The sequence below is a fragment of the Enterobacter sp. 118C5 genome, assembly GCF_034107645.1.
In the GTDB taxonomy this organism is placed as follows: Bacteria; Pseudomonadota; Gammaproteobacteria; order Enterobacterales; family Enterobacteriaceae; genus Enterobacter; species Enterobacter nematophilus.
Window position 1 is genome coordinate 1 of sequence record NZ_JAWNEU010000017.1, and the last position, 17,784, is coordinate 17,784.

A 17,784-nucleotide genomic window follows, 5' to 3' on the forward strand; every position below is an offset into this window, starting at 1 on the left:
CGCTTCAGAGTCAAGCGTTTATTTTGCTTTTCTCTGCTGACCCGGCGGCGTGTGTGCCGTTGTTCCGTGTCAGTGGAGGCGCATTATAGGGAGTTATTCTTAAGTGACAAGCACAAAATACAAAAAACTTTTCGTTCGCTCACTTTTCAAACTTAACGCTTATTTAAGGCGCGAATCGCCCGCTAAATGCGCAATTTCCCGCGCAAAACCGGCCACCTGCGACCAGTCGGTATAAACCACTTCTTTACGCGTGTCGGTTTCGCCACCCGTCATCTTCATAATCAGGCGGATCATGAAGCGGTCATACCAGCGGTAGCGAGGATAGCGCAGCGCACCGGCAAAAACGGCGCACAGATCCGGCTGCCACGGCGAGCTGAGTAAAAACTTACGCGTGTAGCTGTTGGTCTGCGGCGTACGCTTCTCAGCTTTACGGGCAACCAGATTGACCGAGTAAAACGCGCCCGGCAATGTGTTGAGTACCGCCGTATGCTTTTTCACAAAGCGATCCAGCGCCGGATGGAAATGCCCGTAACGAATAGAGGCGCCAATCACCACGCGATCGTACTCCTGCCAGGCAATCTGCTCCGCGCGATTCAGGTTCACCACATCCGAGTAAATGCCCAGCTCTTTTAATTCCGACGCGAGGTATGCGGCAATCTCACGCGTTTGTCCGTCTCGCGTAGAGAAAAGAATCAGTGTTTTCATCAACGGCTCCTTATTCGCGCCAGAATGTTGGGGTGAACAGCACCAGCAGCGTAAAGACCTCAAGACGACCAAACAGCATATTGGCAATGAGGATCCATTTCGCGACCGGGTTCATGCTGGCAAAGTTATCCGCCACAACCCCCAGGCCAGGCCCGAGGTTATTCAGCGTTGCGACGACGGACGCAAAGGCGGAGAAATCATCCACCCCCGTCGCGATGATCGCCAGCATGCTGACGATAAAGACCAGCGCATACGCCGAGAAGAACCCCCACACCGCTTCGAGGATACGTTCCGGCAGCGCGCGGTTACCCAGCTTGATGCTGTAGACCGCATTCGGGTGAACCAGACGCTTCAGCTCACGGTTGCCCTGCTTGAACAGCAGGAGAATACGAATCACCTTCAGGCCACCGCCCGTCGACCCGGCGCAGCCGCCGATAAACGCGGAGCACAGCAGAAGCACCGGCAGGAACAGCGGCCAGCGCGCGATGCTGTCCGTGGTGAACCCAGCGGTCGTCGCCATCGACACCACCTGGAAAAACGCCTGGTTGAGCGTGGTCAGCGCCGAGTTGTAAACATCATGGAACCACAGCACCAGGGTGCAGATGACGACCAGCGTAAGCTGGACGCCAATGAACATGCGGAACTCAGGGTCGCGCCAGTACACCTTCAGGCTGCGTCCGCTCAGTAAAGAGAAGTGCAGACCGTAGTTACAGCCGGAGATCAGCAGGAAAATCGCAATAATGGTGTTAATCGTTGGGCTGTCGAAGTAGCCCACGCTGGCATCGTGAGTGGAGAACCCGCCGATAGCAATTGTCGCAAAGCTGTGCCCGATAGCATCGAAGGCAGGCATGCCGGCAAACCACAGCGCCAGCGCGCAGGCTACCGTCAGCAGAACATAAATCAGCCACAGGGTTTTCGCCGTCTCGGCAATACGCGGGCGCATCTTGTTGTCTTTCAGCGGCCCCGGCATTTCAGCCCTGTACAGCTGCATCCCCCCGACGCCCAGAATCGGCAGGATGGCCACCGCCAGGACGATGATCCCCATCCCCCCGAACCACTGCAGCATCTGGCGATAAAAGAGAATAGCGTGGGGTAACGAATCCAGCCCCACCAGCGTCGTCGCACCGGTGGTTGTTAAGCCGGAGAACGATTCAAAAAAGGCGTCCGTGATGCTGAGGTTAGGCTGCTCAGAAAAGATAAAGGGCAGCGAACCGACGCTTCCCAGCACCGTCCAGAACAGCACCACAATCAGAAATCCTTCGCGAGATTTCAGCTCACCTTTCTGACGACGGTTCGGCCACCACAGCAGCGAGCCGATCGCCAGCGCGACAAAGAAGGTCTGGGTAAATGCCCGCCCCGCGCCGTCCCGGTAGATAAGCGCCACCAGTCCGGGGAGAATCATCGTCCCCGAAAAGAGTATGACCAGCAGTCCAACGATTCGGGTTATGGCACGAAAATGCATCTCTGCCGCTTCCTTTGGTATTCAAAAAAGTGAGGTGGGGATTATTCTTCAATCGGCAGCAATTGCAACGAACCGCGACTGAAATCAGCCAGTTTTGCTGAAAAAGCAGCCAGTTCCGCCTGAGGAAGCGCCACGCGTAATTGCACCATTGCCTGGTAATCACTGTGCGCAATCACGCCGTTAAACTGTTTGAGCAGCGTTTCAATGCCCGATAGCTGAGCGTAATCGCACAATAAAGTATATTCGGTGAGCGGCGTTTTGCGGGAGGTCGTCAGGATATTCAGTGCCTGCTGAACGCCACCGCCATACGCTTTAACCAGCCCGCCCGTGCCTAACAGAATGCCGCCGTAGTAGCGCACCACCACGGCGGTAATTTCACCCACGCCGCTGCCCATCAGCTGGGAGAGCATGGGTTTACCGGCCGTTCCCGCCGGTTCACCGTCGTCTGAAAAACCGAGCTGTTGCGAATCGTCCGGCGGCCCTGCCACCCACGCCACGCAGTGGTGACGTGCGTCAGGGTGCTCCGCGCGAACGGACTCGACAAACGCTTTCGCCGCCTCTACGCCGTCGGTGTGCGCCAGCAGCGTAATGAAGCGGCTTTTCTTGATTTCCTCAACAAAGGTGACCGGTTCAGCCGGTATCAGCCAGCTTTCCATCAGGCCAGCTTCAGGTCTCGCGTCATATTCTCGATACCGTTCTCGTGAACCACCACGTTATCTTCGATACGAATGCCGCCATACGGTTTCAGCGCGTCGATTTTTTCCCAATTGAAGTGCTTGCTGAACTGCCCTTCACGCCACGGTGCCAGCAGGGACTCAATAAAGTAGATCCCCGGCTCGATGGTCAATACCATGCGCGGCTCAAGAATACGGGTGCAGCGCAGGTAAGGATATTTAGACGGTGCAGCCAGGTGCGTGCCGGTATCATCCTGCATGAAGCCCGCAACGTCGTGAACCTGCAGGCCCAGCGGGTGGCCGATACCGTGCGGCATGAATGGCCCGGTCAGATCGTTTTCGACCATCGCCTCTTCGCTCATGTCTTTCACAATCTGATGCTTACGCAGCAGTTTGGCAATGCGCTGATGGAACTGGATGTGGTAATCCACGTAGCTGGTTCCGGCCTTCATGGTGCCAATCAGCGCCAGCTGTTCGTCGTTTACGTCTTTAATAAGCTGCGCGAAATCAGTATCCGCATTCGCCGCCCATGTGCGGGTCAGGTCGGCCGCGTAGCCGTTGTACTCTGCGCCTGCGTCAAGCAGGAAGCTGCGCATCTCAGACGGAACCTGGTGATCCAGTTTGGTGTAGTGGAGAACAGACGCATGCTCGTTCAGCGCGACGATGTTGCTGTAAGGTACGTCGGTGTCGCGGTGACCGGTTGCGGTCAGGTAGGCCAGGTTGATGTCGAACTCGCTCATGCCTGACTGGAACGCTTCGTGCGCGGCACGGTGGCCATTCACCGCCGTTTTTTGCGCTTCACGCATGCAGTAGAGTTCATAGTCGGTTTTATACGCGCGGTAATAGTGCAGGTAATCCAGCACGCCTTTCGGATTGAGCTTGTCTGCCGGAATATCCAGACCGAGCGCACGTTCAGGTACAGGGCCAATGTAGCCAATGTTGCCGCGCGCAGCTGGCAACTGGCTGCCAATGCCGTCCGCTTTAGGCAGGGCAATCACCTCAATTTCTTCGGTCCAGAAAGAGGTCGGCAGCGGTTCGACGTTGTGCCAGTAATCGACCGGCAGGTAGAACCACAGTTTCGGCTTGTTCACGCCGTCCACCAGCAGCCAGCAATTTGGAACCTGCGTCACCGGCACCCAGGCTTTAAACTGCGGGTTGACCTTAAACGGGTAGGCGTGGTCATCAAGAAAAGTATTCATCAGCTCGCCGGAGTGGATCAGCAGGGCATCCAGCTTGAAGCGGGCCAGTACATCACGGGTACGTTCCTGTAGGGTAACGATATGATTTTTATAAAGCGAAGCCAGTGAGTCCATCATTCTTCCTTTCGTTTTTTTGACCTCAAGTCATCGCATCTTAGCACACCTCACTCCGGCTGCGTGATTTCCACCGACCGTGATCAACGCAGCAATTTCTTAATGAGTAATTTGCATTTTATTAACATAAATTCCACACTCCGTCTCATCTGGTATGACCAGATCCACTTGCTGGATTCAGGAGACTGACATGCTTTACAAAGGCGACACCCTGTACCTCAACTGGCTGGAAGATGGCATTGCCGAACTGGTGTTCGATGCCCCCGGCTCAGTGAATAAGCTTGATACCGCGACGGTGGCCAGTCTTGGCCAGGCGCTGGAAGTGCTTGAAAAGCAATCTGAATTAAAAGGGCTGCTGCTGCGTTCGAACAAAGCGGCCTTTATTGTCGGTGCCGATATCACCGAATTCCTTTCGCTGTTCCAGGTTCCGGAAGAACAGCTGAGCCAGTGGCTGCACTTTGCCAACAGCGTCTTTAATCGTCTGGAAGATCTGCCTGTTCCAACGATCTCTGCCGTGAACGGCTACGCGCTGGGCGGCGGCTGCGAGTGCGTGCTGGCGACCGACTACCGTCTGGCGACGCCGGACCTGCGTATCGGCCTGCCGGAAACCAGGCTGGGCATCATGCCGGGCTTTGGCGGCTCCGTGCGTATGCCGCGCTTGCTGGGTGCCGACAGCGCCCTGGAAATCATTGCCGCCGGTAAAGACGTGGGTGCAGAACAGGCGCAGAAAATCGGCCTGGTCGACGGCGTCGTGAAACCAGAGAAGCTGGTTGAAGGCGCACTCGCCATTCTGCGTCAGGCGATTAACGGCGACCTCGACTGGAAAGCCAAACGTCAGCCGAAGCTGGAGCCGTTAAAGCTCAGCAAGATTGAAGCCACCATGAGCTTCACCATCGCCAAAGGCATGGTGATGCAGACGGCGGGTAAACATTACCCGGCGCCAATCACGGCGGTGAAAACCATTGAAGCAGCTGCCCGCTTTGGCCGCGACGAAGCCCTGAAGCTGGAAAACCAGAGCTTTGTTCCGCTGGCGCATACCAATGAAGCCCGCGCGCTGGTTGGCATCTTCCTTAACGATCAGTTCGTTAAAGGAAAGGCGAAACAGCTGACCAAAAACGTTGAGACGCCAAAACACGCGGCGGTACTCGGCGCCGGTATTATGGGCGGCGGCATTGCTTACCAGTCGGCCTGGAAAGGCGTGCCGGTGGTGATGAAAGACATCAACGAGAAATCTCTGACGCTGGGCATGACCGAAGCCGCCAAGCTGCTGAATAAACAGCTGGAACGAGGAAAAATTGACGGGCTGAAGCTCGCAGGCGTGATCTCAACCATCCAGCCTGTGCTGGAATACAGCGGTTTCGACCGTGTGGATGTGGTCGTTGAAGCGGTCGTTGAGAACCCGAAAGTCAAAAAAGCAGTGCTGGCGGAAACGGAAAACAAGGTTCGCCCGGACGCCGTACTGGCCTCAAACACCTCCACCATCCCCATCAGCGAACTGGCGAGCGTGCTGAAGCGCCCGGAAAACTTCTGCGGGATGCACTTCTTCAACCCGGTACACCGTATGCCGCTGGTCGAGGTGATCCGTGGGGAAAAAACCTCTGACGAAACCATCGCTAAAGTGGTGGCGTGGGCCAGCAAGATGGGCAAAACGCCGATCGTGGTGAACGACTGCCCGGGCTTCTTCGTCAACCGCGTGTTGTTCCCGTACTTTGCCGGCTTCAGCCAGCTGCTGCGCGACGGTGCGGACTTCCGCAAAATCGACAAAGTGATGGAAAAACAGTTCGGCTGGCCGATGGGCCCGGCGTATCTGCTGGACGTCGTCGGCATTGATACCGCCCACCACGCCCAGGCGGTCATGGCGGCAGGCTTCCCGCAGCGCATGCAGAAAGATTATCGCGACGCCATTGACGCCCTCTTTGACGCCAACCGCTTTGGTCAGAAAAACGGCCTGGGCTTCTGGCGCTATAAAGAAGACAGCAAAGGCAAACCGAAGAAAGAAGAAGATCCGGCGGTGGATGGCCTGCTGGCCGACGTCAGTCAACCAAAACGCGACTTCACCGATGACGAGATCGTCGCCCGCATGATGATTCCGATGATCAACGAAGTGGTGCGTTGCCTCGAAGAAGGCATCATCGCCAGCCCGGCAGAAGCGGATATGGCGTTGGTGTATGGCCTCGGCTTCCCTCCGTTCCACGGCGGCGCGTTCCGCTGGCTGGACACGCTCGGCAGCGCCCGCTATCTCGATATGGCGCAGCAGTACCAGCACCTCGGCCCGCTTTATGAGGTGCCGGAAGGGCTGCGTAACAAAGCGCGCCATAACGAACCCTACTATCCAGCAGTTGAGCCAGCCCGTCCGGTTGGCGCGCTGAAAACGGCTTAAGGAGTCACAATGGAAAAGGTTGTCATTGTTGATGCGATTCGCACCCCGATGGGCCGTTCAAAAGGCGGCGCGTTCCGTAACGTGCGCGCGGAAGACCTCTCCGCGCACCTGATGCGTAGCCTGCTGGCGCGTAACCCGGCGCTGGACCCGGCAGCGCTCGACGATATCTACTGGGGCTGCGTGCAGCAGACCCTGGAGCAGGGCTTCAACATCGCCCGCAACGCGTCGCTGCTGGCGGAGATCCCGCACTCGGTTCCGGCCGTTACCGTCAACCGCCTGTGCGGTTCGTCGATGCAGGCGCTGCACGATGCGGCGCGCATGATCATGACCGGCGATGCGCAGGCCTGCATGGTGGGCGGCGTTGAGCACATGGGCCACGTGCCGATGAGCCACGGGGTCGATTTCCACCCTGGCATGAGCCGTAACGTGGCGAAAGCCGCGGGGATGATGGGTCTGACCGCCGAGATGCTCTCTCGTCTGCACGGCATCAGCCGCGAAATGCAGGATGCCTTTGCCGCGCGCTCTCACGCTCGCGCCTGGGCCGCCACGCAGTCCGGTGCCTTTAAGAATGAGATCGTCCCGACCGGCGGCCACGACGCAGACGGCGTACTGAAGCAGTTCAGCTACGACGAAGTGATCCGTCCTGAAACTACGGTCGAAGCGCTTTCTACCCTGCGTCCGGCATTTGATCCGGTCACCGGTACGGTAACGGCGGGGACGTCGTCGGCGCTGTCCGACGGTGCCGCCGCGATGCTGGTGATGAGCGAAAGCCGCGCCCGTGAATTAGGCCTGACGCCACGCGCTCGCGTGCGCTCGATGGCAGTGGTGGGCTGCGATCCTTCTATCATGGGCTACGGCCCGGTTCCGGCTTCGAAGCTGGCGCTGAAAAAAGCGGGTTTAACCGCCAGCGATATCGATCTGTTTGAGATGAACGAAGCGTTTGCCGCGCAGATCCTGCCGTGCATTAAAGATCTGGGGCTGATGGAGCAGATCGACGAGAAGATCAACCTCAACGGCGGCGCGATCGCCCTCGGTCACCCGCTGGGCTGTTCCGGGGCGCGTATCAGCACGACGCTGATTAACCTGATGGAACGCAAAGATGCCCAGTTTGGTCTGGCAACGATGTGTATCGGCCTGGGTCAGGGTATCGCGACGGTGTTTGAGAGAGTGTAAGTAAGGAAAAGTATCTCAAAGCCAGTGACGCCAGAACAAGGCGTCATTGGCGAAGAGAGACAGTTTAGTTGCCGTTCTTCCCGCCTGTCAGGGGCGGGCTTTTTATTTAGATAAATGCAAACGCATCTCCAAACAGGCGATCTTCACGCGCATCGCGTTCGTTACAGAACAGGTCGCGGGCAATTTTCGCCATCTCGAAACGGCCTGCAATGTAGATATCATGTCCCGCCAGCGTACCGTGATCCTGCAGCACCGCCGTCAGCACCGTCCCGCTACGTCCGCGCCAGCCCTCTTCCGGCTGCTCAACCACTGGCTCAATGCGCAGATTTGGATGGTTAACGCTCAGCGCTTCGAGTTCAGACAGGTCGTACAGGTGCTTCTCTTCGCGGCCGCCCCAGTAGATAGTGATATCACGGTCTGGATTACGCGCCAGCGCGGTCAGCAGAATAGAGCGCACATAGGAGAAACCCGTACCGCCCGCGATCAGAATCAGCGGACGGTCTTCGTCATCACGCAACCACGCGTCGCCGTGAGGAATGTCGACCACAATCTCACGCTCTTTCAGGATGCGGTCCATCACGGCCATCGCGTACAGGTTAAGCTCAGACGCACCAATATGCAGCTCAATAAATTCCTGCTCTGCTGGCGTAGAGGCCATAGAGAAAGGACGCTTATCACGCTCATCCATCACCACCATCAGGTACTGGCCGGCACGGAATGAGAATGCCGCTTCAGGAACCAATCGGACGCGATATACGGTGTCGGTAATAGCATCTACCGACGTCACTTTACAGCTTAAGGTTGTCATTCGCTCTCTCTGTCGGGAAGTCTATAGGGCTTAACGGTCAGCTCAGGGTTTACCGTTATTCATTATGGCCAGTTCGTCCCAGATCGCGTCAATTCGCGCGGTCACAGCAGGATCTTTTTTGATCGGGCGACCCCATTCACGGTCGGTTTCGCCAGGCCATTTATTTGTGGCATCCAGTCCCATCTTTGAGCCAAGACCGGAAACCGGCGAGGCAAAATCCAGATAATCTATCGGCGTATTTTCGACTAACACCGTATCACGCGCAGGATCCATTCGCGTGGTTATCGCCCAGATAACGTCATTCCAGTCACGGGCATTAACGTCATCATCGCAGACAATAACAAATTTGGTATACATAAACTGGCGCAGGAAAGACCATACGCCCATCATCACGCGTTTAGCATGACCAGGATACTGCTTCTTCATCGTGACCACCGCCATGCGATACGAGCATCCTTCAGGCGGCAGATAAAAATCAACGATTTCCGGGAACTGCTTTTGCAGGATCGGCACAAACACTTCGTTCAGCGCCACGCCCAGCACCGCCGGTTCATCCGGTGGGCGGCCGGTATAGGTGGAGTGATAAATCGGATCTTCACGCTGGGTAATGTGCGTGACGGTAAACACCGGGAAGTTGTCCACTTCGTTGTAATAGCCGGTGTGGTCGCCGTAGGGGCCTTCTGGCGCCATTTCACCCTGCTCGATGTAACCTTCCAGCACAATTTCGGCACTGGCCGGCACTTCGAGATCGTTAGAAATACACTTCACGACCTCGGTTTTGGTCCCGCGCAGCAGGCCAGCAAACGCATATTCAGAGAGCGTATCCGGGACGGGCGTGACCGCCCCCAGAATGGTGGCCGGATCGGCACCTAACGCGACAGAAACCGGGAAACGTTCACCCGGATGCGCTGCACACCACTCCTGGAAATCCAGCGCGCCGCCGCGATGCGACAGCCAGCGCATGATGAGCTTATTTTTGCCAATCAGCTGCTGGCGATAAATACCGAGGTTTTGCCGCTCTTTGTGCGGCCCGCGCGTCACGGTGAGGCCCCAGGTGATCAGCGGCGCAGCATCTTCAGGCCAGCACTGCATGATAGGGATCTTGGTCAGGTCAACTGCATCGCCTTCCAGCACTTTCTGCTGGCACGGCGCGCCGCGCAGGCGTTTGGTGGGCATGTTCAGCACCTGCTTAAACTGCGGCAGCTTGTCGAACAGATCGCGGAAACCTTTCGGCGGCTCAGGTTCTTTCAGAAATGCCAGCAGTTTACCCACTTCACGCAGCGCGGTAACGTCTTCCTGCCCCATTCCCAGCGCGACACGACGCGGGGTGCCAAACAGGTTGCACAGCACCGGCATGGAGTAACCTTTTGGATTTTCAAACAGTAATGCGGGGCCACCGGCACGCAGGGTGCGGTCAGCAATTTCTGTCATTTCCAGATAAGGATCAACAGGAAGTGTAATGCGTTTCAGTTCACCCTGCTTTTCCAGCAGCGTCAGGAAGTCGCGGAGATCGTGGTATTTCATGCAGTTAGTCATGGCCTCTCTGTAAGCGCTTCATTATACGGCGTAAGCCTGCTTGATGCTGTAATTTTGTTAAATTAGCGTGAACTTATCCGCTGTGTTCGAATTTCCCCCATTATAATCAACTTAGCGATCCCTCCAGGGTTTTGATATGCTTGCGCCCCGAACTAAGGGAAAGAGTGATTATGCAGGCCTGGTATTTACTGTATTGCAAACGCGGGCAACTTCAGCGCGCGCAGGAACATCTTGAACGTCAGTCTGTAAATTGTCTGACACCCGTGATCACGCTTGAAAAAATGCAGCGCGGGAAGCGCACAACCGTCAGTGAGCCTTTATTCCCGAACTATCTGTTCGTGGAGTTTGACCCTGAGGTGATCCACACCACCACCATCAGCGCAACGCGCGGCGTCAGCCACTTCGTTCGTTTTGGTGCCCACCCGGCAACCGTTCCGTCGACCGTCATTCACCAGCTGTCAGTTTATCAACAGCCTGAAGGGATCACCGACCCGGAAACCCCTTACGCGGGCGATAGCGTCGTCATTACCGAAGGCGCGTTCGAAGGCCTGCAGGCGATTTTCGCCGAGCCGGACGGTGAAGCCCGCTCCATGCTGTTGCTCAATCTGCTGAACAAGCAGGTGCTGCAGAGCGTGAAAAACACCGACTTCCGCAAAGTCTAAACGTTTATTCCGAACAGGCGACGCACGTTGTCATCCGTCTGCGCAGAAAGCCAGTGCGGATCCTCTCCGCGCCAGTACGCTACGCGCTCGACAATGTGCCCCAGCAAGGCGGGCTCGTTTCGCCGTGATGCCGGTTTGGGCTTTATATCTCGCGGCAGCAGGTATGGCGCATCGGTTTCAAGAAGCAAACGGTCTGCCGGGATTATCGGCAGCAGCTCGCGAAGCTCAAGCCCGCGGCGCTCATCACACACCCAACCGGTGATCCCCAGATACAAACCGCGGTTCAGGCAATCCAGCGCTTCCTGGCGCGACCCGGTGAAGCAGTGGAGCACTGCGCCGGGCAGTTTATCCAGCCACGGGTCCAGCAGTACGAGAAAACGTTCATGCGCGTCGCGACAGTGCATAAAGACGGGCATTTCAAGCTCTGCCGCCAGCGCAAGCTGGGCAGTGAACGCCTTTTCCTGTTCTTCAGGCGTGGAGAAGTTACGGTTAAAATCGAGCCCGCACTCGCCAATAGCCACCACCTCTGCCGTTTTTGCCAGCGTACGCAGGGTGTCTGCGCTCTCCGCAGTCCACTGGCTGCTGTCATGAGGGTGGACGCCTGCGGTTGACCAGCAGTATTGATAGCGTTGCGCCATCAGCAGCGCCTGCTCGCTCTCATGCAGGTTGGTCCCGGTCAGCAGGAGTCCTTTGACTCCGGCGTCAAAAGCCCGCGCAACCACCTCGTCACGATCTTTCGCAAACTGCGAGCTGGTCAGGTTGAGTCCGATATCAAACATGCGATTCCCCATAGAACAACCGCCCTGACGGGCGGCTGGTTTTACTCTTCAGTGGTCTTTTCGGACGCATCGTCTTCATCGTCCGACCGGCGTCCTTTTCCCACGTAGAAACGCGAGAAGAATACGCCAACCTCAAACAGGCAGTACATCGGTATTGCCAGCAGCGTTTGCGAGAAGACGTCCGGCGGCGTCAGCAGCATGCCGACTACGAAGGCGCCCACCAGAATATAGGGACGCTTCTTACGCAGATCATCAGGGGTCGTTACCCCAACCCAGCAGAGCAGCACAATGGCCACCGGCACTTCAAAGGCCACGCCGAACGCCATAAACAGCGCCATCACAAAGCTGAGGTAGCTGGCGATGTCCGTCGATACCTGGACCCCTTCCGGCGCGGTATGCGTCAGGAAGCCAAAGGCCAGCGGGAAGACAACGAAGTAGGCAAACGCCATGCCGATATAGAACAGCAGCGAACTGGAGACCAGCAGCGGGATCACCAGTTTACGTTCGTGCCTGTACAGTGCTGGCGCCACAAATGCCCATACCTGATAAAGGATGACGGGTGCAGACGCAATTAACGACACCCAGAAGGTGAGCTTAATCGGGGTGAAAAACGGTGATGCAACGTCTGTTGCAATCATCGTTGCCCCCAGCGGCATCTGCTTGATCAGCGGCGCAGAAACCACCTGATAGATATCGTTGGCGAAATAGACCAGGCACAGGAATATGAGGAATACCGCAATAATGCAGTTTAACAGGCGCTTACGCAGCTCAATAAGGTGCGTAATAAGCGGTTGAGTATCATCTACTGCCATGGTTACGCTTTATCACTCGACGAGGGGGATGATTCGGAAACAGGCGCGGCGGGTTTCGCTTCAGCCGCTTTTGCCGCCGGCTCTTCCGGCTGCGCCTGTTTTTTCAGTTCACTTTCCTGCGGCGTTTGTTCAGGCGCTGCGGCCTGGTGCTCCGCACTCGCTGGCGTCACGCCCTCACGCTGCGCTTCGCTGTCCTTCACCACCGGGTTATGAATAGTGTTCGCTTCATCGCTCGCTTTTTCAGGATCGTTAACGCTGTAAGAGCGCTTCATGGATTCCGCCGCTTCGCGCAGTTCATCCATTGAAGCTTTCAGTTCCGGCGTCAGGTTATCCATGCTTGCCTTCTCAACCTTTTTCAGGCTTTCCTGAAACTCCTGCAGCTTAAGTTCCTGCGCCAGCTCGTTCTGAACGGTCGAGGCCAGCGATCTTAGCGCACGAACCCAGCCCACGACGGTTTTCACCGCTACCGGCAGACGCTGCGGTCCCAGCACGATCAGACCAATCACAAAGACCAGCAGCAGCTCACTAAAACCAATGTCGAACACGACTTACACCTGCTCTTTATCGTGGCGTTTAGCGTCTTCCTTTTTGGCATCTTCTTGCTTGTCGGAGATGGATTTAGCAGTAAAGTCAGCGTCCTGGCTGGTTTTATCCTGCTTGCTCTCATCATCGCTCATTGCTTTCTTGAAGCCTTTGATAGACGCGCCCAGATCGGAACCAATAGAACCGAGCTTTTTGGTGCCAAACAGCAGCACGACGATGACGGCAATAATGACTAATTGCCAGATACTGATACCACCCATACATATTCCTCAGGGATAGATGATTAATTGGTCAGATCGCATTATACGTATGCGACCCGTCGATGGCGACGCAAACTCAGCGCGTTTTTCTCCATCCTGCAAGCCAGACAACAGCCCCGCCAGCCATCAGCCAGGCGGGCATCATCTGCCAGTCAGGACGATTGATCAGCAGCAGCGTACCGCTCAGCAGCAGCGTTGCGCCAATCCCAAAAAGATAGCGTGACTGTCCCTGGCGCACACGGCTGGACTGAAGCTCGCGGGCGATTTTATCCATGCTGTGCTGAAGATTCTTGCTCTGACGCAAACTGTCGTAAACCAGTTCAGGAATTTCAGGCATTTTTTCTATCCAGAACGGGCCTTTCTCTTTCAGCGAGCGAACCAGCGCCGGAAGGCCAACCTGATCCTTAATCCAGGATTCCAGGAAAGGTTTAGCCGTCTTCCACAAGTCTAACTGAGGATAGAGTTGTCGACCTACACCTTCAACGTAAAGTAATGTTTTCTGGAGTAAAACTAACTGCGGCTGAACTTCCATATTAAAGCGGCGAGCCGTATTGAACAGGTTTAGCAGCACGTGGCCAAAGGAGATTTCTGCCAGCGGTTTTTCAAAAATCGGTTCGCAAACGGTCCGGATCGCAAACTCGAACTCTTCGACGTTGGTGTCCGGCGGAACCCAGCCGGAATCAACGTGCAGCTCGGCCACCTTGCGGTAGTCGCGGTTGAAGAACGCAATGAAGTTCTCGGCCAGATAACGTTTATCTTCTTTATTCAGCGAGCCCACAATCCCGCAGTCGATACCGATGTACTTCGGATCCTCAGGATGTTCGTAGCTCACGAAGATATTGCCCGGGTGCATGTCCGCATGGAAAAAGCTGTCGCGGAAGACCTGGGTAAAGAAGACCTGCACGCCACGCTCGGCCAGCAGCTTCATGTTCGTTCCCTGCTTCTCCAGGGCCACCACATCCGAAACCGGAATACCGTAGATACGCTCCATGACCATCATGTTCTGGCTGCAATAATCAGAATAGACTTCGGGCACATAGAGCATCGGGCTGTTTTCGAAGTTCCGACGCAGCTGAATGGCGTTTGCCGATTCGCGCAACAGGTTAAGCTCATCAATCAGCGTTTTTTCATACTCCCGCACCACTTCCATCGGGCGCAGTCGGCGGCCATCAGGTAATAAGCGCGGCACCCAACGGGCCAGACGATAAATCAGCTTCATGTCGGCTTTGATGATCGGCAGGATATCCGGGCGGATCACCTTGATCACCACCTCTTTACCGTTCTCTTTCAGACGCGCAGTGTGCACCTGAGCGATAGAAGCCGACGCCAGCGGCTGTATTTCGAAGTCGTCAAACCAGGTTTCAACGGGAAGGTTACCCATCGCCTCTTCGATCTGCTTTTTCGCTCTCACCCCATCAAACGGGGCGACACGGTCCTGAAGCATCGCCAGCTCATCGGCAATGTGCGGAGGAAAGAGATCGCGGCGGGTTGAGAGCATCTGCCCGAACTTAATCCATACCGGGCCGAGCTCCTGCAGCGCCAGACGAAGGCGTTCACCCAGCGGCTGACCTTTATGGCGATTTGGCATCCAGAACAGCGTCCGCCGCCAGATCCTGAGCGGCAGCGTGATACGCATTTTGGGGATGAGCTCGTCGAGCCCGTAACTCAAAAAGGTGTGGATGATAAAATAGAGGCGCCGAATTTCACCAGGCGTCATTTGCCCTCCAGTTTTTCCAGCCGTTTGCTTAAGGCATCAACCGCACGTTCAACCGCGGCCGTTTCTTCTGCGAACCACGCCACTTCCAGTGGCCCGGGCGCCATGCGCCACTCTTCAGTCAGCACTTCTGCGGCATAACGCTGTTGGCGTTGCAGATTTTTGCGCAGGAACGCCGTGCCGCCATGAATAACTTTCCCGATCCCTTCAGCAGCGATGTCGCCAATAAAAGGCGCCAGCAGCTCTGCCGGGTCGAACTCAGCCAGATCGCTGAGCGCAACGAAGTTCTGCACGACCTGGATGTCGCCTTCCACTTCCAGCTCGCCGCTGCGGATAAGCGCCGTTAATTGCTGGCGATCGCGCAGTTTTGGCAGCACGCTCATATGGGTAATGACCGAGCAATCAGCTTCACCTTCCCACTCACCCAAGACGTCAAGCTGGCGTTCGCTGAAGACCAGCACGAGCGGCGTCGAGAACTCTTTTAACACAATGCGCAGAACCTTCCCGTTCAGCCGCTGACGTGCGGCTTTCAGCGCCGGAGCGCGATACAGGAAGGCATTCAGCACATTCTCGATGCCTGCGGTGACTAAGGGTTTAAAGGGCACGGGACACCTCCACTCAGAATTTGTAACCGCGATGCAGCGCGACGACACCCGCCGTCATGTTGAAGTATTCAACGTTCTCAAATTCCGCATCCTGCATCATGGCTTTTAAGGTGTCCTGATCCGGGTGCATGCGAATTGATTCCGCCAGATAGCGATAGCTTTCCGCGTCGTTTGCCACCAGCTCGCCAATGCGCGGCAGCACGTGGAAGGAATAGGCGTCGTAGGCTTTGCTCAGCGGGTCGATAATCGGTTTAGAAAACTCGAGCACCAGCAGGCGTCCACCCGGCTTCAGCACACGGTACATGGAGCGCAGCGCTTTTTCTTTATCGGTGACGTTACGCAGACCGAAGGAAATAGTGATGCAGTCAAAGGTATTGTCCGGGAACGGCAGCGCTTCGGCGTTGGCCTGCACGTATTCCACGTTACCCACCACGCCGATGTTACGCAGCTTTTCACGTCCCATTTTAAGCATGGAGTCATTAATATCAGCCAGTACAACGCGACCGGTTTCGCCCACCAGACGGGAGAATTTCGCCGTCAGATCGCCCGTACCGCCAGCCAGATCGAGAACCGTTTGTCCACGACGCACACCGCTGCAGTCGATGGTGAAGCGCTTCCACAAGCGATGAATGCCGAACGACATCAAGTCATTCATCACATCGTATTTCGCCGCCACGGAATGAAATACGTGGGCCACCATGTCAGCTTTCTGCGCTTTGGCTACAGTCTGAAAGCCAAAGTGCGTCGTGTCTTGTGAATCGTCAACCATCTCAGAGCCTGCTAATCAGTCAAATGTTCGTGAAGTGTAACAGATTGGGCGCAATTGCCCTACGATTCAACCACCGCGAAAGAAACGCGCTGGCTGTTCATCTGGCGATAAATCCGCCGCTAAATCGTTGTCCTGGCTGGGGGAATTTTGTTCATCCCTGCCCTCACGCAGCCGGAACTCTTCGTCCTGCGCTGTGGCCTGTTCGACCAATTCCGGATTAATCTCGCGTTTAACCTCCACCCCCAGGCTGCGGAATGCTTCAGCCTGCGCAAGCAGGTTGCCACGCCCCGAGGAGAGCTTTTTCATCGCCTGGCGGTAGTTATCCTGCGCACGATCCAGGCTTTGCCCGACGGAGGACATATCGTCCACGAACAGACGCATTTTGTCGTACAGCTTGCTGGCGCGATCGGCAATTTGCTGGGCATTGCGGCTCTGATGTTCATAGCGCCACAGGTTGGCAATGGTCCGCAAAGCCACCAGCAGCGTTGTGGGGCTGACCAGCATAATGTTATTTTTGAGCGCTTCGGTGATTAGTTCGGGCTGTCTGTCGAGCGCCAGCAAAAACGCGGGTTCGACCGGGATAAACATCAGCACGTAGTCCAGCGAGCGCAGCCCCGGCAGCTGCTGATAATCCTTTCTGCCCAGCAGGCGAATATGGTTACGCACGGAAGCAATGTGCTCCTGCAGCGCCGATTCGCGCGTATAGTCATCTTCGGCGTTGAAGTAGCGCTCATAGGCCACCAGCGTCATTTTGGCATCAATGACCACATCTTTGCCCTGCGGTAGACGCACGATCACATCCGGCTGCATTCGCGAGCGGGCATCGTTTTCAATACTCACCTGCGTTTCGTATTCATACCCTTCCCGCAGGCCAGAGGCCTCCAGCACGCGGGTAAGTACCACTTCCCCCCAGTTACCCTGGATTTTGTTATCGCCTTTCAGCGCCCGCGTCAGATTGACCGCCTCCTGCGCCATCTGGGCATTCAGCTGCTGAAGATTGCGGATCTCATGCGCCAGCGTGTGGCGTTCGCGGGCTTCCTGACCAAAGCTGTCCTGCACCTGACGGCGAAAGCCGTCCAACTGTTCGCGCAGCGGCGTCAGCAGGCTGTTCAGGCTCTGGCGATTTTGCTCATCAACGCGGCGGTTGCTGTGCTCGAAAATGCGGTTGGCGAGGTTCTCAAACTGCTCGCTGAGGCGCTGCTCGCTGTTGATCATCTGGCGGATTTTGTCTTCGGCGTGCAGTTGGGTGGATTCAAGGCGGGTAGTCACTTCGCGAAGATCGGCCTCCAGCGAGGTGTTAATATCACGCAGGTTACGCAGTTCGTTATTGAGCAGCTCGCACTCGTCGCGCCAGTGGTCGCTCAGCGCAAGCTGTTGTTTTGCCGCGCTAAGTTCGGCGACGATCTCTTCACGCTCCGCCAGCTGCTCGGCTTTCTGCTGCGCGTGCTGGTAGCTGGAAATCAGCCAGCCTATCCCCACGCCCGCCAGCGCAATCACCGCATAAATCAGGATTGAGATATCCACAATACCCCCTGCATCAACGTATTACCCGCACAAAATAAGATTGTGCTGTATAAACGTCCAGTTTG

17 protein-coding genes are annotated in these 17,784 nt (G+C 56.3%); 3 read left to right on the forward strand and 14 right to left on the reverse strand.

Annotated features, from left to right (window positions below; genetic code table 11):
* Positions 1-159: 159 nt before the first annotated feature.
* Genes hemG through pepQ form a run of 4 tightly spaced genes read right to left on the reverse strand, consistent with a single transcriptional unit; the run spans position 160 to position 4,154 of the window.
* Complete coding sequence (gene hemG, locus UTO39_RS19845; RefSeq protein ID WP_061096784.1) at positions 160-705, reverse strand: menaquinone-dependent protoporphyrinogen IX dehydrogenase; 546 nt, start codon at positions 703-705, stop codon at positions 160-162.
* A 10-nt stretch (positions 706-715) separates the two neighbouring features.
* Positions 716-2,167: a Trk system potassium transporter TrkH gene (gene trkH / locus UTO39_RS19850; protein ID WP_013099227.1), complete on the reverse strand. Its 1,452-nt coding sequence runs from the start codon at positions 2,165-2,167 to the stop codon at positions 716-718.
* Between the two features lie 41 nt (positions 2,168-2,208).
* Positions 2,209-2,823, reverse strand: coding sequence for an IMPACT family protein (locus UTO39_RS19855; RefSeq protein WP_320727895.1), 615 nt, complete (start codon positions 2,821-2,823; stop codon positions 2,209-2,211).
* Positions 2,823-4,154, reverse strand: a complete 1,332-nt coding sequence (gene pepQ, locus UTO39_RS19860; protein ID WP_320727916.1) for a Xaa-Pro dipeptidase — start codon at positions 4,152-4,154, stop codon at positions 2,823-2,825. Before pepQ ends, UTO39_RS19855 begins: the two co-directional genes overlap by 1 nt.
* 190 nt (positions 4,155-4,344) lie before the next feature.
* On the opposite strand from pepQ, the gene fadB reads away from it, so the two are divergent.
* Complete coding sequence (fadB, locus tag UTO39_RS19865) at positions 4,345-6,534, forward strand: fatty acid oxidation complex subunit alpha FadB (protein ID WP_320727896.1); 2,190 nt, start codon at positions 4,345-4,347, stop codon at positions 6,532-6,534.
* 9 nt (positions 6,535-6,543) lie between these two features.
* Positions 6,544-7,707, forward strand: a complete 1,164-nt coding sequence (gene fadA / locus UTO39_RS19870) for an acetyl-CoA C-acyltransferase FadA (RefSeq protein ID WP_061096781.1) — start codon at positions 6,544-6,546, stop codon at positions 7,705-7,707.
* A gap of 106 nt (positions 7,708-7,813) precedes the next feature.
* Here the strand turns inward: fadA and fre are convergent, their stop codons facing one another.
* Entirely contained in the window at positions 7,814-8,515 is a 702-nt protein-coding gene (gene fre / locus UTO39_RS19875) for an NAD(P)H-flavin reductase (RefSeq protein ID WP_028014772.1), read from the reverse strand.
* 42 nt (positions 8,516-8,557) lie between these two features.
* Positions 8,558-10,051, reverse strand: coding sequence for a 4-hydroxy-3-polyprenylbenzoate decarboxylase (ubiD, locus tag UTO39_RS19880; RefSeq protein WP_253543418.1), 1,494 nt, complete (start codon positions 10,049-10,051; stop codon positions 8,558-8,560).
* A 170-nt stretch (positions 10,052-10,221) separates the two neighbouring features.
* Here ubiD and rfaH point away from each other — a divergent pair, with 170 nt between their 5' ends.
* The gene (gene rfaH, locus UTO39_RS19885) at positions 10,222-10,713 is read left to right on the forward strand and encodes a transcription/translation regulatory transformer protein RfaH (protein WP_020882871.1); all 492 of its coding nucleotides are present in this window, start codon (positions 10,222-10,224) and stop codon (positions 10,711-10,713) included.
* Here the strand turns inward: rfaH and tatD are convergent.
* The 8 genes from tatD to rmuC form a co-directional block, all read right to left on the reverse strand.
* Positions 10,710-11,492, reverse strand: coding sequence for a 3'-5' ssDNA/RNA exonuclease TatD (gene tatD, locus UTO39_RS19890; RefSeq protein WP_320727897.1), 783 nt, complete (start codon positions 11,490-11,492; stop codon positions 10,710-10,712). The two genes, rfaH and tatD, sit on opposite strands and share 4 nt — an antisense overlap.
* Before the next feature lie 41 nt (positions 11,493-11,533).
* Positions 11,534-12,304 (reverse strand): Sec-independent protein translocase subunit TatC, encoded by a 771-nt coding sequence (gene tatC, locus UTO39_RS19895; RefSeq protein ID WP_028014775.1) that lies wholly within the window; start codon positions 12,302-12,304, stop codon positions 11,534-11,536.
* 2 nt (positions 12,305-12,306) lie between these two features.
* On the reverse strand, positions 12,307-12,849 hold the full coding sequence (tatB, locus tag UTO39_RS19900; protein ID WP_061096777.1) for a Sec-independent protein translocase protein TatB: 543 nt from the start codon (positions 12,847-12,849) through the stop codon (positions 12,307-12,309).
* Between the two features lie 3 nt (positions 12,850-12,852).
* The gene (gene tatA, locus UTO39_RS19905) at positions 12,853-13,107 is read right to left on the reverse strand and encodes a Sec-independent protein translocase subunit TatA (RefSeq protein ID WP_013099238.1); all 255 of its coding nucleotides are present in this window, start codon (positions 13,105-13,107) and stop codon (positions 12,853-12,855) included.
* A gap of 76 nt (positions 13,108-13,183) precedes the next feature.
* Positions 13,184-14,824: a ubiquinone biosynthesis regulatory protein kinase UbiB gene (gene ubiB / locus UTO39_RS19910; protein WP_061096776.1), complete on the reverse strand. Its 1,641-nt coding sequence runs from the start codon at positions 14,822-14,824 to the stop codon at positions 13,184-13,186.
* Positions 14,821-15,426 (reverse strand): ubiquinone biosynthesis protein UbiJ, encoded by a 606-nt coding sequence (gene ubiJ, locus UTO39_RS19915; RefSeq protein WP_028014778.1) that lies wholly within the window; start codon positions 15,424-15,426, stop codon positions 14,821-14,823. The genes ubiB and ubiJ overlap by 4 nt, the downstream gene beginning before the upstream one ends.
* Before the next feature lie 13 nt (positions 15,427-15,439).
* Positions 15,440-16,195 carry a bifunctional demethylmenaquinone methyltransferase/2-methoxy-6-polyprenyl-1,4-benzoquinol methylase UbiE gene (gene ubiE, locus UTO39_RS19920; protein ID WP_028014779.1) on the reverse strand — a complete coding sequence of 252 codons (756 nt, stop codon included), beginning with the start codon at positions 16,193-16,195 and terminating at the stop codon, positions 15,440-15,442.
* A 66-nt stretch (positions 16,196-16,261) separates the two neighbouring features.
* A complete protein-coding gene (gene rmuC / locus UTO39_RS19925; RefSeq protein WP_320727898.1) occupies positions 16,262-17,719 on the reverse strand; it encodes a DNA recombination protein RmuC in 1,458 nt (485 codons plus the stop codon).
* Positions 17,720-17,784 lie beyond the last annotated feature (65 nt).